Below are 21,934 nucleotides of genomic sequence, written 5' to 3'. Positions count from 1 at the left end.
CAGTTCTGCGCGCGCCCGCGTGCGAGGATGTGGACATGAACGTGACGTTGCAGACCTCCAAGGGTGACATCAACATCACCCTCTTCCCCGACCACGCCCCCAAGACGGTCCAGAACTTCGTCGGGCTGGCGTCCGGCGAGCAGGACTACAAGGACGACGCCGGGCGCACCAACCCGCAGCCGTTCTTCGACGGCCTGACCTTCCACCGGGTCATCCCCGGCTTCATGATCCAGGGCGGGTGCCCGCTGGGCGAGGGTTTCGGTGGCCCGGGCTACACCTTCGACGACGAGATCCACCCCGACAAGAACTTCAACGAGCCCTACGTCCTGGCGATGGCCAACGCGGGCAAGCGGATGGGCAAGGGCACCAACGGCTCCCAGTTCTTCATCACCGTCGGCCCGACCCCGCACCTGATGGGCAAGCACACCATCTTCGGCGAGGTCGCTGACGCGGAGAGCAAGGCCGTGGTGGACGCGATCGCCACGGTCCAGACCGGCCGCAGCGACAAGCCCGTCGAGCCCGTCGTGATCGAGAAGGTCACCGTCTCCCAGTGAGGCCCCTCCGATGACGGCCCCCGCCCCGCCGGTCTGTCCCCGCCATCCGGACCGCACGTCCTACGTCAGCTGTCAGCGCTGTGGCCGGCCGGTCTGCCCGGAGTGCCAGCGGCCGGCGGCCGTCGGCATCCAGTGCGTCGACTGCGTGCGGGACCAGGCCCGGACGGTCCGGCAGCCGACCTCACGGTTCGGTGCGCCGACGCGGGGCGGGAGGCCGCTCGTCACGATGACGCTGATCGCGGTCTGCGCGCTCGTCTACGTCGGCCAGCTGGTGGACGACCGCGTCACCCTCGAGCTGATGTTCGTGCCCCTGTTGGCCGAGACCGAGCCGTGGCGCTTCCTGACGGCCGCGTTCGCCCACTCTCCCAGCGGGTTCATGCACATCCTGTTCAACATGTTCGCGCTCTGGATCACCGGGCAGTACCTCGAGCCGCTCCTGGGGCGGCTCAAGTTCCTCGTGCTCTTCGTGATCAGCGCGATCGGCGGGTCCGTCGGGTTCCTGCTGCTGGCGCAGCTGCCCCAGCGGTTGGGTGAGGCCTCCGGGTGGACCACGCCCACGGTGGGCGCCTCGGGTGCGGTGTTCGGCCTGTTCGCCGCGACCCTCGTGCTCAACCGGCACCTCGGCCGGGAGACCGGCGGCATCGTCGTGGTGCTCGCGATCAACACCGTGCTCGGTTTCGTGCTCCCCAACATCGCCTGGCAGGCCCACCTCGGGGGTGCAGTCACCGGTGGTGTCCTCGCCCTCATCCTGGCCCTGACCGCCCCCGGGGGCAGGACCGCTGTCGAGAACGCCGCGCGGCGGCGGTGGTTCTGGCCGGCAGCCCTCGGAGTGCTCCTGCTCCTCGCTGCGGCATCGCTCTGGCGGATCCAGAGCGTCGAGAACGCGCTCCTGCTGCAGTACTACTGGTGAGGGGCCGGACCCAGCCGGCCCCGCGGCATACCGGCTCCGTTCCCTCCACACAGGAGAGAATCACACGGGTGTAGTTATCCCCATCCTGTGGATAACTGGTGGATAACTGTCCGTCAGCGCCACTTCGTGGCCATGAAGAACCCGGCCATGATCGAGCCGAGGCCGATGACCAGGTTCCAGTAGCCGATCTTCAGCGGCCAGTCACCACTGGTGACGTAGAAGGTGGTCACCCACAGCACACCGAAGATCATCAGCCCGCACATCACCGGCACGAACCACGGCGGGTTGACCTGCGGCGGAGCGGCGACGTCGACGGGTCGCTCCTGACGGGGCTTCTTGTTGGCGCGGCCCTTGGACTTCGGCACGGCGACTACTCCTTCGCTGGGTGGACAGGGCGACTTCGCCGCCGCCCGGTTCCGCGACCGGAGGTTGAGCCGGTCGCTGTGCCCACAGGATACGTGGGCACGCAGTTAGGCTGGAACGGCAACACGTCGACGAGGGGCAGCCATGAGTTGCCCTGTGTCAACCCTCCGGGTTCTAGGAGGCCATGGCGGTGGTTTTGTTGAGGATGCGTTGGAGGGCGTTGTGGCGGTTGGGGTCGTAGGCGACGCCGTCTTGCCAGCAGCGCCAGATGATGTTGGCCCAGGCTCGTCCGAGGATGCGCACGGCGTGGGGGTGGTCGTGGCCGCGGGCTATGGCCTGGGCATAGAGGTCGGCGGCCCAGGGGTTGGCGTGGCGGGAGTCTCCGGCGAAGTCACACAGTGCGTCACGCAGTTCCTTGTCTGCGGACCATCGGAAGGTGACGGCCTTGACCTTGCCGGATTGGCGGGTCGAGGGAGCGACACCGGCCAAGCAGGCAAGGGAGTCGGCGGTGGGGAACCTGCCGCGTGCGTCGCCGATCTCGGCGAGCAGGCGGGCGGCGCGCACGGTGCCGGCACGGGGCAGCGACGTCAGGATGTGCGCGTCGGGGTGGACCTCGAGCTGGTCGGCGATCGAGTCGGCCAGGACCTCGATCTGACGTTGAGGCTTCGCAGCGTGGCCACGAACGCCAGGGTGACCGCGGCGTGTGCTTGAGCGTCGGTGCTGGTGGTGCCACGCGGCGCGGCCAGCAGCCGGGTGTGCAGCACCTCGGGGGCAACCCTGCCGGGGTAGCCCTGCTTGCCCAGCCAGGTACCAAGCCGGGCAGGGGTGAGCCAGTCGGCTCTTGCTTGGGTGGTGAACCGTTCCAGGAAGGTCAGGCTGATCGCCGAGTCCAGCGCGGCGAACAGGCCCACGATGCCGGGGAACACGATCTGCAGGTGCGCCCGCAGCTGGTTGGCGGCAGCGACCCGGTGCTCGACCAGGTCCCGACGCGCGCGCACGGTGGAGCGCATGGCGATGGTTCCGGGGGTGGAGCGGGTCAGCGGTGTGAGGCGGCGCCGGTCGGTGCGGACCACGTCGGCCAGGACGTAGGCGTCGAACCGGTCGTCCTTGTTGCCGGCCGACCCATACCGGGAGCGCAGGTTCTTGACCTGGTTCGGGGCGATCACCAGCACGACCAGGTCTGCGGCGAGCAGTGCCTCGACGACCGGCCCGTCGCCGCGTTCGATACCGATCTCGAGCACACCGGCCTTCAGCAGGCGGGCGATCAGGTGTTTGAGGCCGGCGGCGGTGTGGGTGACCATGAACCGGTCCAGCACCTGCCCATCGGCGTCGATGATGCAGACGGCGTGGTCGTCCTTGGCCCAGTCCAGGCCTGCGCAGATTCGCGCGGATCCATCGATCGGGGTGACACTCATCTTGGTTTCCTAACTGTTGGAGCAGTGGGAAGCCACCCGGTGGTCCCGGGACCCCGCAGCCGGTCGCTCACTGATCGGCGCTCTCCGGCGCACAGCCCTGTAGCCGGTCTGGGCGTCCTGGGCCACCGGACCCCGCAGAACTCATGGTGGACCTCAAAGGTCGAGCGAACTTGGCGGTGGCCCGGTGGGGACCAGGGGTGCATCAGCAGGAGATCCGAACCCACCGACAGAAGGAAGGTAGACCAGTGAGCGAGCAGGAGACCACGGGCCGTAGCCCCTGGCGTGCCCTCGTCCCGGTGATGGCTCTGGGGGCGGGGCTGCTGTTCGGCACGTCCGCCGCCCTGGCGGAGGACCACCCGGCCGAGTCGCAGCCGGAGAGCCTCCCGGCGCTGATCACCGAGCGCAACGAGCAGGTCGCCGAGCTCGCCCAGCAGGCTACTGAGCTGCAGACCCAGGTCGACGAGCTGAGTGCCACCGGTCGCCTGCCCGCCAACGCCGCCGCCGACGAGCTGGCCGCCGCGGTGGGGACCGTCGCGGTGGAAGGGCCGGGCGTCCAGGTGGCGCTCGATGACGCGGGCTACACCCTGGAGACGCTGCCCGAGGGCTACACGGTCGACGACGTCGTGGTCCACCAGCAGGACGTCCAGGCCGTCATCAACGCCCTCTGGGCTGGTGGCGCCGAGGCGATGATGGTGCAGGACCAGCGGATCATCTCCACCAGCGCCGTGCGGTGCGTCGGCAACACGCTCTACCTCCAGGGCCGTGTCTACTCCCCGCCCTACACGATCACCGCGGTCGGTGACCGCGACGCGCTGCTGCAGGCCCTGGAGGATGACCCCACCGTGAGCAACTACCGCGCGTGGGCGGACATCCTCGGCCTCGGCTACCAGGTCAGCGGCGCCGACACGTTCGAGCTGCCGGCGTTCACCGGTGGTGTCCGCCCCCAGCACGCCCAGCTGGTGACCCCCCGCCCGGAGCCGACCGAGGAGGGCCCGCTCGAGCGACGGTGAGCGGGTCTGCGGTCCGCCGTGCGCTCGGTGGGCCCGGATCTCGGGTCACGGTGCGCCCGGTCGGGATGGGGGTGGGGTGGTCGGTCAGGGGCGCGTCGTGGGCGCCGCGCCCTCGTCTGGTGGGTCGGGCGGGTTGTCCGTGGGCGGTCCCGTGGGCTTCGGCGGCCCGGGGACCCCGCCGGGGGGCAGGCTCGGGTCGTCGGTCTCCGTGGGGTCGTCGGTCTCCGTGGGGTCGTCCGTCTCCGTCGGGTCGTCCGTCTCGGTGGGGTCGTCCGTCGGCGTGGTCGTGGCCGTGACCGTCTCGGTCTGCGTGATGATCTCCGGCGGTGCGGTCGCGATGACGAGCGTGATCTCCTCGTCGTAGTCGACGATGGTTCCGGCCTCGATGGACTGGCTCAGGACGGTGCCCTCCTCGACGTCACTGCGCTCCTCGGTCTCCCGGGTGACGTTGGTGTTGAGCCGGGCCTTCTGCAGGTCGACCATCGCGTCGAACTGGTCCTTGCCCTCCACGTCGGGCATCTCGGTCATGCCGCTGGCCACGATGAGCGTCACGGGGTCATCCCGCGGTTGGTCGTTCCCCGCCTCGGGGTCGGTGCTGATGACGATCCCCTTGTCGAAGGCCGGGTTGTCCTCCTCCTCGACCTCGTCCGCGACGGTCAGTCCGACGCCCTCGATCTGCGCGCGCGCCGAGCTCTCGTCGGCACCGGACACGTTGGGGACGGTGATCGAGTCCGGCCCGCTGGAGATGGTCAGCGTCACCTCGCTGAACTCCTCGACCTGCCGGTTCGCGACCGGGTCCTGGTCGATGACCGTGCCCGCGGCCTGCGCGTCGGAGACGAGCTGGGGCTCGGCCAGCCGCAGGTTGGCGTCCTCGATGATGCGCTCGGCGTCCGCCTCGGTCTGCCCGATGACGTGCGGCACCGACACCATCACGGTCTGCTCCTGCTCACCGGGGCCCAGGGTCTGGTAGACCACCCAGCCGATGCCGGCCAGGGCCAGGAGCGCGAGCACGGTCAGCACCAGCCAGCCGCCGGCGTGCCGTTGCTCGCGCACCGGGATCTCGTCGGTGCGCTCATAGCCGTCGTCGTATGCCGGGTCGTCCAGCGGCAGGATCGGTGCCGGTCGGGGAGGTGGTTGCCCCCCTGGCCGGCCCTGGGAGGTGACCATCCCCGGTGCCGGGTGCGGCTCGGTCTCGAAGCCGGCGCTCGAGGCGACTCCACCGCCGAGAGCGGCGGCGGACCCCGACACGGCGACCAGGGACGCGAGGGCCGCGGGGCTGATCGGGTCGCCGGCGCGGGCCGCGAGCAGATCGTGGCGGAACTCCGCGGCGTCCTGGTAGCGCTCGTGGGGTCCCTTGCGCAGGGCGTGCAGCGTGATGGCGTCGAGCGCCTCGGACAGGTCGTGCTGGTAGTCGGACGGTGCCTTGGCCTGCTCACCCAGGTGCTGGTAGACCAGCGACACCGGGTCGCCGATGAACGGGGTGCGGCCGGTCAGCAGCTCATAGAGCAGGCACCCGGTGGAGTAGAGGTCGGAGCGGGCGTCGACGTCCTCGCCCTGGGCCTGCTCCGGCGACAGGTAGCGGGCGGTGCCCAGCACCGACTGGGTCTGGGTCATCGTGGCGGCGGTGTCCGCCAGCGCGCGGGCGATGCCGAAGTCCATCACCTTGATGGCACCGCCCCGGGTCACCATGACGTTCGCCGGTTTGATGTCGCGGTGCACCAGACCCCGCTCGTGCGAGTAGGCCAGCGCCGACAGCACGGCGGCGGTCACCCGGGCCGCCTCGTCTGGGTCCAGCACCTTCTCGGTGTTGAGGATCTCGCGCAGGGTGTGGCCCTCGACCAGCTCCATCACGATGTAGGGCACTGACACCGGGGCGCCGCCGCTCTCGCGCATCTCCTGCTCGCCCGAGTCGTAGACGGCGACGATGGAGGGGTGGTTCAACCCGGCCGCCGACTGCGCCTCCCGGCGGAACCGTGCCAGGAAGGAGGTGTCGCGCGCCAGGTCGGTCCGCAGGATCTTGATGGCGACCGTGCGCCCGAGCCGCAGGTCGTGGCCCTTGTGCACCTCGGCCATCCCGCCGCGGCCGATCAGCTCACCGACCTCGTAGCGTCCTCCGAGGACCAGCTGCTCCTCGCTCATCGGTTCACTCCTGACTCCAGGACGGCCCGGGCGATCGGTGCCGCGACGACGCCGCCGGTCTCACCGGTCCAGTCATCGGTCGCGCTCTCCACGACCACGGCCACCGCGATCTGCGGGTCGTCCGCGGGCGCGAATCCAGTGAACCATGCGTGCGCGGCGCCGCTGGAGCCGTACTCCGCGGTCCCGGTCTTGCCGGCGACCTGCACACCGGGAACCGCTGCGCGGTAGCCCGACCCGTCCTCGACGACCGCGACCATCATCTCGGTCAGCTCCTCGGCCGTGGACTCGCTGATCGCGTCGTTGAACTCCTGCGCCGTGGTGGTGTCGATCTCGGAGAGGTCCTTGTCGCGCACGGTCTCGATGAGGTAGGGGGTCATCACCTGTCCGTTGTTGGCGATGCCCGCGGACACCATGGCGACCTGCAGGGGGGTGACGCGCACGTCATACTGCCCGATGCCGGTGAGGCCGACCTGGGCGTCGTCGGCACCGACCGGGTAGCTGCTCGGGGTCACCGGCAGGGGCACCTGCAGGGACTGTCCGAAGCCGAACTCCTCGGCCTGCGCGTTGAGGGCCTCGGCGCCGAGCTCACCGGCGAGCCACGCGAACGAGGTGTTGCAGGACACCCGCACGGAGTCGAACAGCGTCGTGGTGTCACCACCGCTGCACGAGGAGCCGCCGAAGTTGGGGATGGACGTCTCCGTGCCCGGCAGGGTGTAGCGCAGCGGGGACGGCAGCTCGGAGTCCGGGTCGAACTGGTTGGACTCGAGAGCGGTGGCGGCAACGACCAGCTTGAACACCGAGCCGGGAGGGTAGAGGTCGCCGGCGATCGCTCGGTTGGTCATCGGCCGGGAGTCGTCCGCAGCGAGCTCCTCGTAGGACTCCTGGACGGCGCTCAGGTTGTGCGAGGCCAGACGGTTCGGGTCGTAGGTCGGGTGGCTGACCATGGCCAGGATGGCGCCGGTGGAGGGGTCGAGGGCCACGACCGCGCCGCGCCGGTCACCGAGCGCCTCGTCCGCGGCCTGCTGGATGGTGGGGTCGATGGTCAGCTCGAGGGTGGCGCCGGTGGGCTCCCGACCGGTCAGCAGGTCGGGCAGGCGGCGGTAGAACAGGGAGCTGTCCGACCCGGCGAGCAGGGCGTTGGCGGAGCGCTCCAGCCCGAGCCCGGCGCCGTAGGTGAAGGAGTAGTAGCCCGAGACGTGCGCGTAGCGCCGACCCTGGCTGTAGGTGCGGATCCACCGCAGGTCGTTGTCTGTCGGCTCCGACTCCGCGATCGGGGTGCCCTGGACCAGGATGGCGCCGCGGTCGCGACCGTACTCCTGCAGCAGGGTCCTCCGGTTGCCGGCGGTCTCGCGCAGGGTCTCGGCCTGGAAGAACTGGATCCAGGTCGTGGCGACCAGCAGCGCGGCGAACATCAGGGAGACGACCACGGCCAGCTTGCGGATGGGGGAGTTCACCGGCCACCTCCCGGTTGCGGTGCCGTCGCGCCCACCGCGGGCTGCACCTCGTCGGTGACCCGCTCGGCGACGGGCCGGCGCGCGTGGTCGCTGATCCGCAGCAGCAGGGCGACGATGATCCAGTTGGCGATGAGGGACGAGCCGCCGGCCGACAGGAACGGGGTGGTCAGGCCGGTCAACGGGATCACCCGGGTCAGGCCGCCGACGACCACGAAGATCTGCAGCCCGATCGAGAACGCCAGGCCCGCCGCGAGGAGCTTGCCGAAGCCCTCGCGGGCGCCGATGGCGGTGCGCAGACCGCGCTCGACGAGCAGCGCGTAGAGCATGAGCATCGCGAAGACACCGATCAGCCCGAGCTCCTCGGCGAAGCTGGCGAAGATGTAGTCGCTGTTGGCGAAGTAGGTCAGGTGCGGGAAGCCCTCGCCGAGCCCCGTGCCGAAGAGCCCGCCGTGACCCATCCCCATCAGGCCCTTGGCGACCTGGTCGGAGGAGGCCGTCGGGTCGAACGGGTCGAGCCAGAGGTTGACGCGGGTCTGCACGTGGGCGAACAGCCGGAAGGCCACGTAGGCACCGGCGCAGAAGAGCGAGAGGCCGATGATGATCCAGCTCACCCGCTCGGTCGCGACGTAGAGCATCGCGACGAACAGGCCGAAGAAGAGCAGCGAGGAGCCCAGGTCGCGCTGCGCGACCAGGATCATGATGGACAGTCCCCAGGCGGCCAGGATCGGGCCGAGGTCACGGCCGCGGGGCAGCTGCAGCCCCAGGAAGCGGCGCCCGACGAGGGAGAGCGCGTCGCGCGTGGCGACCAGGTAGCCGGCAAAGAACACAGTGAGCGCGATCTTGGCAACCTCACCTGGCTGGAAACTGAACCCGGCGATCCGGATCCACAGCCGCGAGCCGTTCTCCTCGTGGCCGATCAGCGGCAGCATCGGCATCAGCAGCAGGACGAAGCCGGCGACCATCGCGATGTAGGTGTAGCGCCGCAGCACCCGGTGGTCGCGGATGACGAAGAGCACGACGGCGGCCAGGATGATGCCCAGCGCGCTCCACATGACCTGCCGCCCGGCCACGAGGCTGCCCATCTCCCGCCCGGCGGCGTAGTCCAGACGCAGGATCATCACCAGACCCAGCCCGTTGAGCAGGGTGGCGATGGGCAGAAGGAGCGGGTCGGCATACCTGGCCCGCCAGCGCAGCACCAGGTGGAACCCGACCGTGACGGCCAGGAAGATGCCGCCGGTCGTCAGCAGGTTGGCGGGGACCTCCCCGCGCACGGCCAGCCCCACGTTGACGTAGGCCAGCATGACGATGCCGATGGCGAACACGAGCAGGATCAGCTCGGTCGTCCGCCCCGTGCGCGGCCGGAAGGTGGTGATCGTGGTCACGGCACACAGTCCACGGGGGCCGGGAGCCGCTGCCCGCCCGGGGCGGTGGTAGTGGCAGCGTCGTCGGGTTCGCCGGAGGTGACCGCCGCGTCATCGGGACCCGCGGTGGCGCCCGCGCGGTCCGGCCCTGCCGTGGTGGCCTGCGCGTCGTCGGGGCCGGCCGTCGCCCCGGCGTCGTCCGGGCCGGTGGTGCGGGACCCGTCCCCGGGCAGCGGCAGGGCAGGGACCTCCAGCACGTCCTCGCACCGCGGCAGGGCCAGCCCGCGCAGCTCGGCGACGATGGACTCGGCGTCCTCGCGGTCGTCGGCGGTGAGGGTGTTGATCACCCGGTTGCGGTAGTGGCTGGGCAGGGTCTCCAGGTCGATGTCGGTCTCCTCCTCCGGCTCGGAGAGGACGAGCGGGCCGAGGTCCTGGCTGACACCGCGGAAGATCGTGACGTGGCCGTTGGCCTCGCCGACGTAGTACTGGCGCTGGGACCAGTCGTAGGTCGCCCACGCGCCGACCGCGACCACCGCCAGGATCGCCAGGCGGACCAGGCCGCGCCGCAGCCAGGTCGCCAGCCCTCCGTGGCCGGTCTCCTCGGCCAGCTCCGGGCCGGGGTCGGTGCCGTGGACGGTCCGCGACAGGGCCGCGGCCTTCTCGGCGGGAGTCTGTGGCGCGAGCAGCTGGGTGCCGCGGCGCTCGCTGGCGGCGCCGACGACCTGCGGCTCGGTGGTGCCCTCGCCGGGCTCGACGACGTCGGCGACGATGACCGTGACGTTGTCACGGGCCGAGGCGCGCAGGGAGATCGCGATCAGCTGGTCAGCGACCTTGCCCGCGGGCTCGTCGCTGCGCAGCAGGTCCGCGACCGTGGACTCGGCGACATAGTCGGTGAGGCCGTCGGAGGTCAGCAGGAGCCGGTCCCCCACGCGCAGCTCACGCATGGACAGGTCGGGCCGGTCGTCGGGCCGGCCGGTGAAGACCCGGGTCACCAGGGAGCGCTGCGGGTGGTGCAGCGCCTCCTCCTCGGAGATCCGTCCCTCGTCGAGCAGCTGCTGCACGAAGGAGTGGTCCTTGGTGATCTGGGTGATGCGGGTGCCGCGGCGCAGGTAGGCGCGGGAGTCGCCGATGTTGGCGACGGCCAGCTTGGACCCGGACCGCATCATCGCGATGCAGGTGGTGCCCATGCCCTCGGTGGCCTGCGACTCCTCGGCGACCTCGGCCAGCCGGTCGTTGGCGCCGATCATCTCCCGCTCGAGGACGCTGGTCATGTCGTCCGCGCCGTGGCTCTCACCGTCCAGGTGGACGAGCTCGCCGACCACCAGGGAGCTGGCGACGTCGCCGGCCGCGTGACCGCCCATGCCGTCGCAGAGCACGAGCAGCTCGGGCCCGGCATACGCCGAGTCCTCGTTCCGGCTCTTGGTGCCCAGGCCCAGGTGGGAGCGGGCGGCATAGCGCAGCGCGACCGACATGACGACTACCGCTGCAGCTCGAGGACGGTCTGGCCGATCCGGATCTGGGTGCCGACCTCGAGCCGGTGGCCGGTCCCGATGCGCTGGTTGTTGATGAAGGTGCCGTTGGTGGAGTCCAGGTCGTCGGCGTACCAGACGCCGTCGGGCCCGAGGTAGAGGCGCAGGTGGCGTCCCGAGGCGTAGTCGTCGGTCAGCACCAGGGAGCACTCGGGGTTGCGCCCGATGAGCAGGCCGGCCTCGTTGAGGGGGACGGTCGTGCCACGGAGGCTCCCCGCGACCACGGCCAGCGTCTGCGGACCGCGACGGGCGGCCCTCGGTGCCCGGCCCGCCCCGCGCTCGGGGCGTCCTCCGCTGCGGGTCAGCACCCGGGTGCCGTAGAGGTCACCACGCAACGCCCCCACGACGCTGAACACGAAGGCCCACAGCAGCGCCAGGATCCCCAGCCGGATGATGTTGAGGGTCAGCTCGCTCATCGCCCGCCTTCCGCGTGGAAGATGAGCGTGGTGGACCCGACCGTCAGCCGGTCGCCCTCACTGAGCTGCTCGGTGCCGACCTGGTCGCCGTTGAGATAGGAGCCGTTGGTCGAGCCGAGGTCGCGGACGATGACCTGCTGGTGCGGCCCGTCGTGGGTGATCCGGATCTCGGCGTGGCGCCGGGAGACGCCCGGGTCGTCGATCACCAGGTCGGCGGAGGCGTCGCGCCCCAGGACCGTGACGGCGGCGGTCAGGCTGTGCCCGCGGCCGTTGACGTCGAGCCAGGGTCGCGGGCCCCGGCCGCTCACCGGTCGCTGGGACCGGCCGGGCGAGGCGGGGAACTCCCGGGTGCTGGGGCCCCGGCTCCCCGGAGGGGCGTATGCCGGACCGCTGGCGTCGCGCTGACCGGCCCGGGCGGCGACGGCCGCGGCCGCACCGACACCGGGAGGGGCCTGGCGGGGACCGCCGGCAGCCGCCGGAGGGCGCTGAGACGGCTGCCCCTGCGGCCGGTAGGCCGCGTCGCGGTCCTCCGGACCCCCGCCCTGCCGAGCCGGCGGGCGGACCTGGCCGGGCGGCATACCGCCGCGGTTGTCCCGACCATGCTGGCGGGGTGCCTGCTGCGGTGGGCGCTGGCCCTGTCGACGGGAGTTCTTGCTGGCCGGGCGGACACGGAAGATGCCGGTCTCCAGCTCGTCGTCGGAGATGAGGCGCACCTCGACGGTGCCCGCCGGGGTGTAGCGCTGCGCATCGGCGTGGTCCTCCGCGGCGGCCACCAGCTCGTCGGTCAGCGCGGTGTCGTAGGAGGAGAGGCGCTCGAAGTCGGTGGTGGCCAGCTCGACGGTGAACACGTTGGGCACCATGGTCCGGCCCGGTCCGAGGACGGCCGCCCGCTCGTCCATCGCCCCCCGCATCGCCGCGGCGATCTCCACGGGCTGGACCTCTGCCTTGAACACCTTGGCGAACGGCGCCTTGATCGCTCGCTCCAGCCCGCGCTCGACGCGGTCGACGATTCCCATGACACTCCCTTCGCTGTCGGTGCCCGCCCAGCGCGCAGCGCCGGATGGGCCGGTGGCCTCTTCGATCGTACTTGGGTGAGCTCGTTCCGCCCGGCAAGCGCGCTGCTCGGGACGTTGCTGGGGGCAACGCGCGCGGGGCGGCGCAGGTTCCGTCTGGTGACGCCCGCACCGATGCGGGATCTGCCGTGAGCGCGTGCTAATCTTGCTCGGCACTCGCGCGAGTGGCGGAATAGGCAGACGCGCACGGTTCAGGTCCGTGTGCCCGAAAGGGCGTGGGGGTTCAACTCCCCCCTCGCGCACATTGAGAAGACTCCCGGTCAGAGCATCTGGCCGGGAGTTCTTGTTTCCCACAGGGAACTCTCCCTCCCTGGCTCCGGCCGGTATGCCGTCACTCACCTCCCGTGGACGGCTGACAGGATGGGCGTCCGGAGACCGGGTAGTGGAGGAGTTGGTCGGCATGGTCGAGCTGAGCGGTGAGATCACCAGCCACGTGGCGGCGCTCGGTGCCGGGACCCGGGACCGCAGGGTGTTCGCGATCCTGACCAGGGACCCGCACTTCATCGAGGACGCGCCCGTCACCGGGGACGACGGTGTGGTCCGGATCGACATCGCCAACATCATGGAGGGGGTCCTGCTGAGGTTCCGGGACGGGGCCCTCGACACCGTCACGGTGTTCGCGCAGCGGGAGGGTGACTACTACCCGTACCCCCGCCCGGCGGAGCTGATCACAGGCCTGGACATCGCTGCGGCGGCGCGCGAGGACGTGACAGGTCTGCTCGGTGAGCCGGCTGAGGCGTCCTCGGACCACGCCGCGTATGCGGTGGACGGCGGCCGCGTGACCGTGGCCTTCGTCGGGGACCGCCCGGCGTCGGTCACCGTCAGCCGCGGCTGAGTAGCCTGCCCCCAGGGGCCGAGCGCGCGCGGAAGACACCCGGGTCGGGCACCATGTCCTGGGTGACGACAGATCCGTGGAGCAGCACCCAGCCCTTGCGGGAGGACTTCCCGACACCGACCACCGACCGCTGGTTCGAGGACTACACCGTGGGCGACGTGCGCGAGTACGGCACGATCACGCTCTCCGAGGACCAGATCGTCGAGTTCGCCGTCCGCTACGACCCCCAGCTCATGCACACGGACCCGCAGTGGGCCGCGACCGGCCCGTTCACCGGCCTCATCGCCAGCGGGATCCAGACCATGGGCGTGTTCATGCGGCTCTACGCCGACCACTACGTGACGCGGTGCGGGTCGCTGGCGTCTCCCGGGGTCGATGAGGTCCGCTGGCCGCGCCCGGTGCGGCCCGGCGACGCGCTCCGGCTGCGGACCGAGACGCTGGAGGCCAGGCTGTCGCGGTCCAAGCCGGACCGCGGGCTGCTCGTCACCCGGTGCGAGCTGCTCAACCAGGACGACGAGACGGTGCTCTCGCAGCGGGTGATGAACCTGGTGGCCGTGCGCCCGGCGTAGTGAGGGCGCGGGGGCGACGCACCCACCGATTCGGCAGGACACGGCCGGGAGCGGGTGGCAAATTGGCAACTGCCTCAAGCCAGCGGGCACGGAACGGACCGGAGACGACTCCTCCCGCACGCGGCTGAGCGGGGGACCCTCCGGCGCACGACACCGCACCACCGGTCGACGACGGCGCTCGGCTCTCCCGACGCAGTTCGGACGACCGCGTCAGCGGTGCTCGTGGACTACTCGAGGGAGTACCCATGACAATCTCCGGCACATCTCATCCCCACCAACCGGTCGGTCCGCAGACGACGGACCGCGCCACGGACCAGGGCAAGCAGGTCGCCCACGAGGCCAAGGAGTCCGGCGAGCAGGTGGCCCAGACCGCGCAGGAAGAGGTGCGCAACGTCGCCTCGACCGTGAGCGAGCAGGCCCGGCACCTGCTCCACGAGACCACCTCCGAGATCAACAGCCAGGCGGCCACTCAGCAGCAGCGGCTCGCCGAGGGGCTGCGCTCGCTCTCCCAGGAGCTCAGCTCGATGGCCGACGGCGGCACGGACTCCTCGAGCCAGGCGAGTGGTCTGGTGCGGGAGGCGTCCCAGCGCACGCAGGGTCTGGCCGACTGGCTGGAGCAGCGCGGCCCGGGCGACGTCCTGGACGACGTGAGGCGTTTTGCCCGGCGCAGGCCCGGCACGTTCATCGCGGTCGCCGCCGGCGTCGGGCTGCTCGCCGGGCGACTGACCCGCGGGCTGACGGCCGACGACGAGGCTGACCAGCGGTCCGGCTACGCCGGGGTCGTCGAACCGACACCCGGGCCGTATGCCGCGCAGCCAGCGACCGTCGGCGGTCCGGCTGGCGTGGGGTCACCCACCCCCGCGCCACCGGTCGGGGCCGGGCCGGTCGACCCGGGCCCGATGTCCGGCATCGGAGCCGGTCCGGTGGGTGGGATCGCCCCGTCGGCTCCCGGTTCCGGGCGGGCGGCACCGCCCGACCGCGACCCCGACGAGTTCCCCGTCTACGGGGATGATCCGCGATGACCCAGGGCACCCCGGACCAGGGCCGGCCCCTGTCGTCGGTCGGGGAGATCGTCTCCGACATCTCGCAGAACCTGTCGACGCTGATCCGCCAGGAGACCGAGCTCGCCAAGGCGGAGCTGCGTGAGTCCACGACCCGTGCCGGCAAGGGCGCTGGACTGCTCGGCGGTGCCGGCGTCGCCGGTCACTTCGTCCTGTTGTTCCTCTCCCTCGCCCTCTGGTGGTGGATCGGGGACGGCACCGGGCTCGGCTGGTCGGCGCTGATCGTCGCCCTGATCTGGGCCGTGGCGGCCGCCGTCCTGGCGGCACTCGGCCGCAGCAGGCTCAAGGAAGTCAGGGGGATGCCGCGGACCACGAGCACCGCCAAGAGGATCCCCGACGCACTCAAAGGAAAAGAGGAGACCCGATGACCACCCACCAGGACCCGGACCAGCTGCGGCGTCAGATCGAGTCGACACGTCGCGAGCTGTCCCACAACGTCAACGAGCTGGGCGAGACCGTGTCGCCGGGCAACGTGGCCGACCGGCAGAAGGCCAGGGTGCGGGGCACGGTGTCCCGGTGGAAGGAGCGCCTCATGGGTGCCGCCGAGGACACGAAGCAGACCGCGGGCACCGGGGCGCACGCCCTGGCCTCGACGGTGCAGGAGGCCGCCCACGACGTCGGCACCACCATGTCCGACCAGGCGGGGCACGTGACCACGACCGTGCAGGACATCCCCGTGATGGCTCGTGACCAGACCCGGGGCAACCCCCTCGCGGTCGGCGCGATCGCACTGGCTGCCGGGTGGCTCGTCGGCTCGCTCCTGCCGGCCTCGGAGAAGGAGCGTGAGGCGGCCCGCTCCCTCCAGGAGAAGGCGCAACCCCTCATGGAGCAGGGCAAGGAGGAGGTCAAGCAGGTCGGCCAGGAGATGGGCGAGCACCTCAGGGAGCCTGCGCGGCAGGCCGCCGAGGAGGTCCGCTCGACGACCCAGGAGGGCGTGGACCACGTGAGGACCGGGCAGCGGGAGACCGGGCAGCGGGAGACCGGGCAGCGGGAGACCGGGCAGCGGGAGACCGGGCAGCGAGAGCCTGGCCCGGGCTGATCCCGCTGCCGGCCAGGAGTCTCCGGCGCGTCGACGGTGTCCGACGCCGCCCCGTACGCTGCGTGGATGCGGTTGCGCCCCTACGTGTTCGTCAGCCACGACGAGGTGGTGGCTGAGCGCGACCCCCGGGCGGATGAGGACGTGCATTTCGGGCGCGGTCTCGTGCGCGCCGTGCTCGAGGACCTGACCCGACCGGGAGACCGGGTGCTCGACCCGTTCGCCGGCTTCGGGACGACGCTGCGGGTGGCGGAGGAGATGGGGCGGGCGGCTGTCGGCGTGGAGCTCCTGGCCGAACGGTGCGCGGTGAGTGGCGAGGTCGCTCCACGGTCGCAGGTGGTCTGCGGCGATGCCCGGCGGCTCAGAGCTCTCGTCGAGGGTCCGTTCGACCTCGTCCTCACCTCGCCGCCCTACATGGCCGCGGACGACCACCCGGAGGACCCGCTGGCCGGCTACACCGGCACCGAGACCTCCTACCCGCGCTACCTGGAGGAGCTGCGCGGCATCCTCGCGCAGTCGCTCGGCCTGCTCGGTCCGGAGGGCCACCTCGTCGTCAACGTCGCCAACATCGACACCGGCACCCGTTTCACCCCCCTGGCGTGGGACGTCGGGCGGCTCCTGGCCGAGGTCGGGCGGCTGACGCAGGACGTGTTCGTCTGCTGGGACCGGTCCTGGCACGACCTGGCCGGCGACTACCTGCTGGTGGCCAGACCGGCTGGGAAGGCATAGTCGACCACCACGGGGGCGTGGTCCGAGAGCCGCACCCCGTGGTGCGCCCGGTCGACCTCCGCGGCCACCACGGTGCGTGCCAGCCGAGGGGTGGCCAGGTGATAGTCGATGCGCCAGCCGGCGTCACGTGCATACGCCTGTCCCAGCCAGGACCACCAGGAGTAGGGACCCTCTGCGTCCGGGTGCACCGCGCGGACCACGTCGACGAGGGTGCGCGGTGAGAGCTGGGCGTCGATCCACTCGCGCTCCTCGGGCAGGAAGCCCTCCGACGTCTGGCTGCGCCGCCAGGCGGCCACGTCCAGCCTGGTGTGCGCCACGTTGAGGTCGCCCATCAGCAGGAACTCACGACCGTTCGCCAGCGCGGCACGGCGGGTCCTCGACAGCTGCCGCGCGAACGCCGCCATGAAGCGCATCTTCCGCTCGTAGCGCGCGCCGCCGTCGGGCGCCTCCCGCATCCGGTTCGGGACCTGCAGCCGGGCGGGCAGGCCACCCTTGGGCAGGTAGAGGCTGGCGACCGTGACGGGCGCCTCGGCCAGGTCGACCTCGAGATACCGGCCCTCGTGGGCGTGCCGCCCGAGCCCGCGGGCGAGCGGCACCCGGTCCGGCGCGGGCTCCGTGTGCAGGTGCTCCTCGCCGGGCGCGCGCACCAGCACCTCGGCGTCCCAGGTGCGCACCGCGAGCGGCCGCTGCCGGGTGAGGACCGCCACCCCGTTGCGGCCGGCGAGCTGCCCGGGCTCATAGGCGACGTGGTAGTCGCCGAACGCGTCCAGCGGCAGCTTGGCGAGCGGCGCGCGGACCTCCTGCAGGGCGACGACGTCACAGTTGCGGGTGGCCAGCCAGTCGCCCAGACCACGACGGTGGGCGGCCCGGATGCCGTTGACGTTGACGGTGGCGATGCGCAGCACCCCGCGAGCGTATGCCGCACGGTTGCCGGCCCGGACCGCGCCCGGTCCGCGTCCGGTCCCGCCCGGCTCGACGTGCAGCGAGGTGGTCCGGGCGTCACGCTGTCAGGATGGCGTGGTTGCTGAACGTCCTCGGTGCGGTGCTCGCCATCGTCGCGTTGCGTGACATCTTCCACACGGTCTGGTACCCCCGCGGGTACGGGTTCCTGGCGCACGTCCTGTGCCGGTGGGTGTGGCGGCTGACCCGGGTGTGGAACCGTCACCGGCCGGACCGGACGACGGAGCTCGGCGGGCCGCTGGGTCTGCTCGTCACGGTCTCGACGTGGACGCTGCTCATCGTGGTCGGCTTCGCCCTGATCTACCTGCCCCACCTGCCCGAGGGCTTCTTCTCCTCCTCGCCCCTGGATGCCGAGGCGTCCTCCGGGTTCGACGCCGCGCTCTATGTGTCGCTGATGTATGTCTCGACGCTCGGCCTGGGTGACATCGCGCCGGCCTACGACCTCCTGCGGCTGATCGTGCCGCTGCAGGCGCTGGCCGGGTTCGTCCTGCTGACCTCAGCCATCTCGTGGATGCTGCAGGTCTACCCCACCCTGAGCACGCGCCGGGGTCTGGCGCTCCAGCTGAGCCTGCTCGACACCCCGGAGACCTACCAGATGCTGCGCACCGGGCTCCCCGAGATCGCCTCGCGCACCCTGGACACCGTCGCCCAGGGCATCGCCGACTGCGCGACGGACATGTCGGTCTACGGCGAGAGCTACTTCTTCCGCGAGCGGGACCAGAGCCGGGCGCTGCCGGCGCAGATCGCTGTGGCGGTGCGGCTGGAGCAGGAGGCGGCCCGCTCGACGTCCCCCGAGGTCCGGCGGTCGGCCAGCACCCTGCACGTCGCCATCGACGAGCTCGCCGCGACGGTGGACCGTGACTTCCTGCACGTCGACGGGAGCACGCAGGAGGTTCTGGAGGCCTTCGCCCGGGACCACCAGCAGCCTCTGTCCGGGAAGGTCCCGTGACGGCTGGCAGAGCGCACTTACCTCGGAGCCAGAGAGTCCGCAAGCCGGGCCACGGCATCAGCGACCAGCGGGCCGAACATCTCAGGGTCGTTGTGATCGACGCCCTCCAGCACCACCTCCTCGACCAGGTTCCCCGCGGAGTCCGCCACCTCCGCGCTGAGCCCGGTCGGCACGACAGAGTCGGCCGTGCCCCGGATCACGGTCACCGGGACGGGGCTCACGGACATGTGTTCCGTGACCGGGAACCGGTCGCGCAGCAACAGCTGCACCGGTAGGAACGGATAATGGTGCGACCCGACGGCGGCCAGCTCGGGGTACGGGGAGCGCAGCACGATCCCGGCCGGTGGGTGGCTCGCCTGGAGCCGTGCCACCACTCCGCTGCCCAGGGACTCGCCCAGGTAGATCGTCCGGTCCGCGAGGAAACCCTGCTCCGCCAGGGTCTGGACCGCCGCCTCCGCGTCAGCCGCCAGACCCTCCTCCGAGGGGCTGCCCGGGTTCCCTCCGTAGCCCCGGTAGTCCAGGAGCAGCACCGCGAACCCCCGTGCTGCCAGCTCCTCGGCGATCCCGACCCTGCCTGCTCGGTTGCCGCCGTTGCCCGGTGCGTAGAGGACCGCCAGGTCCCGGTCGGCCAGGGGATCGGCAGGCAGGAACCAGGACGCCAGGTCCAGGCCGTCCTCCGTCGTCAGAGTCACCTCGCGTGCCCCGGGCAGCACCTCGGCAACCGGTGGCGGGGCGGCCCGGTCCGGCAGGAAGATCAGGGAACGTTGGAACGACCAGAACACTGCGACCACCACCACGAGGACCAACCCGACGACGAGCGCAGCCCTGGTCAGCCCCCGGAGGACGGGGCGCGGCACCGACCGGCTCTCCATGCCGCATTGTTTCACCGGCCAGTCGAGGACCGCCGCCCGCAGCGCTCGGCCGGCCGCGCGGCATACCGGCATCGAGCAGCATGACCGGCGCCCCTTCCCCATACTGGGCAGATGGCACTCCAGGAGCAGACCTACGACGTGGTGGTCATCGGTGGCGGGCCGGTCGGGGAGAACGTGGCCCAGTACGCGATCGAGGGCACCGAGCTCACCGCCGCGATCGTCGAGGCCGAGCTGGTCGGCGGCGAGTGTTCCTACTACGCCTGCGTCCCGAGCAAGGTCCTGCTGCACCCCGTCGAGGTCGCAGCCACGACCACCTCGGGAGTCGGCGTCACCCCCACGGCGGTCGATGTCGCGCGGACCCTGGAGCGGCGCGACGAGTGGGTGTCCGGCTATGACGATGCGGGACAGGTCGACTGGGCACACTCGGAGGGCATCGACGTGATCCGCGGCCACGGTCGGCTGGTTGCCGAGCGGACGGTCGAGGTCGCTGCCGACGGGGTCGTGCAGCGGCTGCGGGCGCGGCACGCCGTCGTGATCGCGACCGGGAGCACGCCCACCGTCCCCGACCTGTATGCCGAGGCTCGCCCGTGGGGGTCGCGTGACGTGACCGGTGTGGTCGAGGTCCCCGAACGGCTGGCCGTCATCGGTGGCGGGGTGGTGGCGTGCGAGGCAGCGACCTGGATGGTGGGGCTCGGTTCAGCGGTCACCGTCCTGGTCCGCGACGACCGTCTGCTGTCCCGGCAGGAGGAGGTCGCCTCGACGACGGTGCTGCAGGCGTTGCGCGACAGGGGTTGTGACGTGCGGCTGGGCACCGAGGTCGTGGCCGTGGAGAGACCCGGTGCCGCCGACACGGGCCTGGGCCGTGTGCACGGTGGGCCGGTGACCCTCACCACCGCGGAGGGGCCGGTCGTTGCCGACGAGGTCCTGGTGGCCACGGGTCGACGCCCACGGCTGGACGACCTCGGGCTCGATGCCATCGGCCTGACGCCGGAGGACGTCGGTGACGGTGCGGGGCTGCCTGCGTGGCTGCACGTCGTCGGCGACGCCAGCGGAGAGGCTCCGCTGACCCACTGGGGCAAGTACCGCGCGCGCGTCATCGGTGCCCGGATCGCCGCCGCGGTGACGGGCACGCCCCCGCCGAACGAGCCCGAGGGCATCCCGGTTCCGCAGGTGATCTTCACCGACCCTCAGGTCGCGATGGTCGGCCGCACCGAACGGGAGGCGCGCGAGGCGGGGCACGATGTCGTGGTCGCTGATGTGGGGGCCGACGCCGTCACCGGCACGGCACTGCTCCGCGAGCAGGTGTCCGGTGGGGCGCGGCTGGTGGTCGACCGTTCCACCGGGCTGCTGCTGGGCGCAACCTTCGTCGGACCCGGGGTGGCCGACCTGGTGCACGCAGGGACTGTCGCGATCGTCGGCCGGGTGCCCGTCCACGTGCTGCGGCACGCCGTGCCGAGCTTTCCGGCAGCCAGTGAGCTGTGGCTGCGGTTGCTCGAGGCGCTGCCGCGGGAGCTACGGGTGCCCTGACGGGTGCCGCACCCGCCAGGTGAGCGCCGGCCACTCGCCGGAGCCGGTGGATCAACTATGCGGGATCGCCTCGATCAGCGGCGCGGGATCGCCCTGAGCATGTCCCGGGTGACGCGGTCCACGTGCTCGGCCCACTCCTGGTGCGTCTCGACATACTTCTTCACGTAGGGGCACACCGCGACGATCCGCAGACCCTCGTCCCGAGTGCTCTCCAGAGCCTGCCGCACCACCTGCCCCGCGAGGCCCTGGCCGCCGAACTCTGGGGACACCTCGGTGTGGAAGAAGATCCGGCTGCCGTCATGGTCGACGAACTCGGTGAACCCGGCGACGGTCCCGTCGACGGAGATCTCGAAGCGCTCGGGGTCTGACTGCCGGCGAACAGTGGGTTCCATGAGCCCACTCTGGCATGCCATGGCTGAGGGAGATCGCCGCAGCGACGCGTGCGTGCCGGCCCGGCCCGACGCGAGCCTGACGGTGCGACTGATGACCTGCGCCCTGGACACTCGCTTCCTGGCTTCTCGGACCACGCGGGTGTCCACAGGGTGTGGAGTGTCCATCTAGCGAGCGTCGCACACCTGTGCTAATCTGTGGGTGTTGGACATAGGGGCCGCGATGGGGCGGGAAGGGGGACGTGATGGACACCAAGATCGTGCAGCAGCGGCTGCGGGCAGGCCTGCGCCGTCCCCCGGTGGTGCGCTCCCGTTCGGCCCGGCCCGCCGCTGGCCGTAGCCTGGCCTGCTCGGAGGGGTTCTCCGACCAGTTGTGGGTCACGTCCTGGCAGGACCTGAGGATCCCGGTGGAGGAGGACCCTGGGGCTCCTGACAGCAGGGGTGCGTTGCCGGTGGACGACCCCTCCGACGCGGCCACGGACCGCGGAAGCGAAGCGGTCACTGACCCGCAGGAGCGCCTGCGGGCCGCCCTGGCTGATCTGGGCCTGGAGGAGGTGGCGGTGGAGTCGCTCACTGATGTCGCTCTGGCGTGCGCGACGGTGGCGACGACCGATGAGCAGCCCTCGGTCGTGGCCCGTGGTCAGGCGCTGCTGGGGTCGATCGAGTCCCTGACCACGGCCGCGGGTCGGCTCGACGCGGTGCTCCTGTCGGCGACCACGCAACTGACCGCGACGAATGGGCAGTTGTTGCTGCTGGACAAGGAAGCAGTCTCCCCAGAGGAGC

24 protein-coding genes and 1 tRNA gene are annotated in these 21,934 nt (G+C 71.4%); 13 read left to right on the top strand and 12 right to left on the bottom strand.

The genetic code is table 11. The features are described 5' to 3' along the window. The first annotated feature begins 35 nt into the window (after positions 1-35). Both DA085_RS09125 and DA085_RS09120 read left to right on the top strand, forming a co-directional pair. The gene (locus DA085_RS09125; protein ID WP_109472659.1) at positions 36-554 is read left to right on the top strand and encodes a peptidylprolyl isomerase; all 519 of its coding nucleotides are present in this window, start codon (positions 36-38) and stop codon (positions 552-554) included. 10 nt (positions 555-564) lie between these two features. Beyond that, positions 565-1,464: a rhomboid family intramembrane serine protease gene (locus tag DA085_RS09120; protein ID WP_109472658.1), complete on the top strand. Its 900-nt coding sequence runs from the start codon at positions 565-567 to the stop codon at positions 1,462-1,464. 113 nt (positions 1,465-1,577) lie between these two features. Here the strand turns inward: DA085_RS09120 and DA085_RS09115 are convergent, their stop codons facing one another. The 3 genes from DA085_RS09115 to DA085_RS09110 all read right to left on the bottom strand — a co-directional run bounded on the left by DA085_RS09115 (position 1,578) and on the right by DA085_RS09110 (position 3,242). Then, positions 1,578-1,829 carry a cell division protein CrgA gene (locus DA085_RS09115; RefSeq protein ID WP_109472657.1) on the bottom strand — a complete coding sequence of 84 codons (252 nt, stop codon included), beginning with the start codon at positions 1,827-1,829 and terminating at the stop codon, positions 1,578-1,580. Positions 1,830-2,001: 172 nt separating this feature from the next. Then, on the bottom strand, positions 2,002-2,391 hold the full coding sequence (locus DA085_RS21585; RefSeq protein WP_237565408.1) for an IS110 family transposase: 390 nt from the start codon (positions 2,389-2,391) through the stop codon (positions 2,002-2,004). Positions 2,392-2,414: 23 nt separating this feature from the next. Next, on the bottom strand, positions 2,415-3,242 hold the full coding sequence (locus tag DA085_RS09110) for an IS110 family transposase (protein ID WP_237565407.1): 828 nt from the start codon (positions 3,240-3,242) through the stop codon (positions 2,415-2,417). Positions 3,243-3,487: 245 nt separating this feature from the next. Between DA085_RS09110 and DA085_RS09105 the strand changes: the two genes are divergently transcribed. Beyond that, the gene (locus DA085_RS09105) at positions 3,488-4,252 is read left to right on the top strand and encodes a DUF881 domain-containing protein (protein ID WP_237565406.1); all 765 of its coding nucleotides are present in this window, start codon (positions 3,488-3,490) and stop codon (positions 4,250-4,252) included. Between the two features lie 84 nt (positions 4,253-4,336). On the opposite strand, the gene pknB is transcribed toward DA085_RS09105, so the two are convergent. Genes pknB through DA085_RS09075 form a run of 6 tightly spaced genes read right to left on the bottom strand, consistent with a single transcriptional unit; the run spans position 4,337 to position 12,167 of the window. Continuing rightward, positions 4,337-6,391: a Stk1 family PASTA domain-containing Ser/Thr kinase gene (gene pknB, locus DA085_RS09100; protein ID WP_109472656.1), complete on the bottom strand. Its 2,055-nt coding sequence runs from the start codon at positions 6,389-6,391 to the stop codon at positions 4,337-4,339. Beyond that, a complete protein-coding gene (locus DA085_RS09095) occupies positions 6,388-7,845 on the bottom strand; it encodes a peptidoglycan D,D-transpeptidase FtsI family protein (RefSeq protein ID WP_109472655.1) in 1,458 nt (485 codons plus the stop codon). Before DA085_RS09095 ends, pknB begins: the two co-directional genes overlap by 4 nt. Beyond that, the gene (locus tag DA085_RS09090; protein WP_109472654.1) at positions 7,842-9,227 is read right to left on the bottom strand and encodes an FtsW/RodA/SpoVE family cell cycle protein; all 1,386 of its coding nucleotides are present in this window, start codon (positions 9,225-9,227) and stop codon (positions 7,842-7,844) included. The genes DA085_RS09095 and DA085_RS09090 overlap by 4 nt, the downstream gene beginning before the upstream one ends. Next, positions 9,224-10,678: a PP2C family protein-serine/threonine phosphatase gene (locus DA085_RS09085; protein WP_109472653.1), complete on the bottom strand. Its 1,455-nt coding sequence runs from the start codon at positions 10,676-10,678 to the stop codon at positions 9,224-9,226. The genes DA085_RS09090 and DA085_RS09085 overlap by 4 nt, the downstream gene beginning before the upstream one ends. A gap of 5 nt (positions 10,679-10,683) precedes the next feature. Then, positions 10,684-11,151, bottom strand: a complete 468-nt coding sequence (locus DA085_RS09080; RefSeq protein ID WP_109472652.1) for an FHA domain-containing protein FhaB/FipA — start codon at positions 11,149-11,151, stop codon at positions 10,684-10,686. Next, a complete protein-coding gene (locus DA085_RS09075; protein ID WP_109472651.1) occupies positions 11,148-12,167 on the bottom strand; it encodes an FhaA domain-containing protein in 1,020 nt (339 codons plus the stop codon). The genes DA085_RS09080 and DA085_RS09075 overlap by 4 nt, the downstream gene beginning before the upstream one ends. Positions 12,168-12,382: 215 nt before the next feature. On the opposite strand from DA085_RS09075, the gene DA085_RS09070 reads away from it, so the two are divergent. From DA085_RS09070 to DA085_RS09040, 7 genes are all read left to right on the top strand, one after another. Then, positions 12,383-12,466 (top strand) — tRNA-Leu (locus tag DA085_RS09070). A gap of 158 nt (positions 12,467-12,624) precedes the next feature. Next, on the top strand, positions 12,625-13,059 hold the full coding sequence (locus tag DA085_RS09065; RefSeq protein WP_154402147.1) for a hypothetical protein: 435 nt from the start codon (positions 12,625-12,627) through the stop codon (positions 13,057-13,059). Positions 13,060-13,121: 62 nt separating this feature from the next. Next, positions 13,122-13,628, top strand: coding sequence for a MaoC family dehydratase (locus tag DA085_RS09060; RefSeq protein WP_237565405.1), 507 nt, complete (start codon positions 13,122-13,124; stop codon positions 13,626-13,628). 245 nt (positions 13,629-13,873) lie between these two features. Then, entirely contained in the window at positions 13,874-14,650 is a 777-nt protein-coding gene (locus DA085_RS09055) for a hypothetical protein (RefSeq protein WP_109472648.1), read from the top strand. Continuing rightward, entirely contained in the window at positions 14,647-15,057 is a 411-nt protein-coding gene (locus tag DA085_RS09050; RefSeq protein ID WP_109472647.1) for a phage holin family protein, read from the top strand. Before DA085_RS09055 ends, DA085_RS09050 begins: the two co-directional genes overlap by 4 nt. Further along, a complete protein-coding gene (locus tag DA085_RS09045) occupies positions 15,054-15,728 on the top strand; it encodes a DUF3618 domain-containing protein (RefSeq protein WP_109472646.1) in 675 nt (224 codons plus the stop codon). The genes DA085_RS09050 and DA085_RS09045 overlap by 4 nt, the downstream gene beginning before the upstream one ends. A 66-nt stretch (positions 15,729-15,794) precedes the next feature. Further along, a complete protein-coding gene (locus tag DA085_RS09040) occupies positions 15,795-16,454 on the top strand; it encodes a TRM11 family SAM-dependent methyltransferase (RefSeq protein ID WP_154402146.1) in 660 nt (219 codons plus the stop codon). On the opposite strand, the gene DA085_RS09035 is transcribed toward DA085_RS09040, so the two are convergent. After that, complete coding sequence (locus DA085_RS09035) at positions 16,418-17,359, bottom strand: exodeoxyribonuclease III (RefSeq protein ID WP_109472644.1); 942 nt, start codon at positions 17,357-17,359, stop codon at positions 16,418-16,420. The genes DA085_RS09040 and DA085_RS09035 overlap by 37 nt on opposite strands. Positions 17,360-17,466: 107 nt before the next feature. Between DA085_RS09035 and DA085_RS09030 the strand changes: the two genes are divergently transcribed. Continuing rightward, positions 17,467-18,363, top strand: a complete 897-nt coding sequence (locus tag DA085_RS09030; RefSeq protein WP_161958462.1) for an ion channel — start codon at positions 17,467-17,469, stop codon at positions 18,361-18,363. Between the two features lie 17 nt (positions 18,364-18,380). Here the strand turns inward: DA085_RS09030 and DA085_RS09025 are convergent, their stop codons facing one another. Beyond that, positions 18,381-19,307 (bottom strand): alpha/beta hydrolase, encoded by a 927-nt coding sequence (locus DA085_RS09025; protein ID WP_237565404.1) that lies wholly within the window; start codon positions 19,305-19,307, stop codon positions 18,381-18,383. A gap of 39 nt (positions 19,308-19,346) precedes the next feature. Between DA085_RS09025 and DA085_RS09020 the strand changes: the two genes are divergently transcribed. After that, on the top strand, positions 19,347-20,762 hold the full coding sequence (locus tag DA085_RS09020) for a dihydrolipoyl dehydrogenase family protein (protein ID WP_109472641.1): 1,416 nt from the start codon (positions 19,347-19,349) through the stop codon (positions 20,760-20,762). A gap of 74 nt (positions 20,763-20,836) precedes the next feature. Here the strand turns inward: DA085_RS09020 and DA085_RS09015 are convergent, their stop codons facing one another. Then, a complete protein-coding gene (locus DA085_RS09015; RefSeq protein ID WP_109472860.1) occupies positions 20,837-21,154 on the bottom strand; it encodes a GNAT family N-acetyltransferase in 318 nt (105 codons plus the stop codon). Between the two features lie 242 nt (positions 21,155-21,396). Here DA085_RS09015 and DA085_RS09010 point away from each other — a divergent pair. Beyond that, the coding region (locus tag DA085_RS09010) for a hypothetical protein (protein ID WP_154402145.1) at positions 21,397-21,934 on the top strand (538 nt) is incomplete at its 3' end.

It is taken from the genome of Ornithinimicrobium cavernae, assembly GCF_003121625.1.
Classification (GTDB): Bacteria; Actinomycetota; Actinomycetes; order Actinomycetales; family Dermatophilaceae; genus Ornithinicoccus; species Ornithinicoccus cavernae.
Note: the sequence above shows the minus strand (reverse complement) of the source record. Positions and strands in the feature narration are given on the sequence as shown.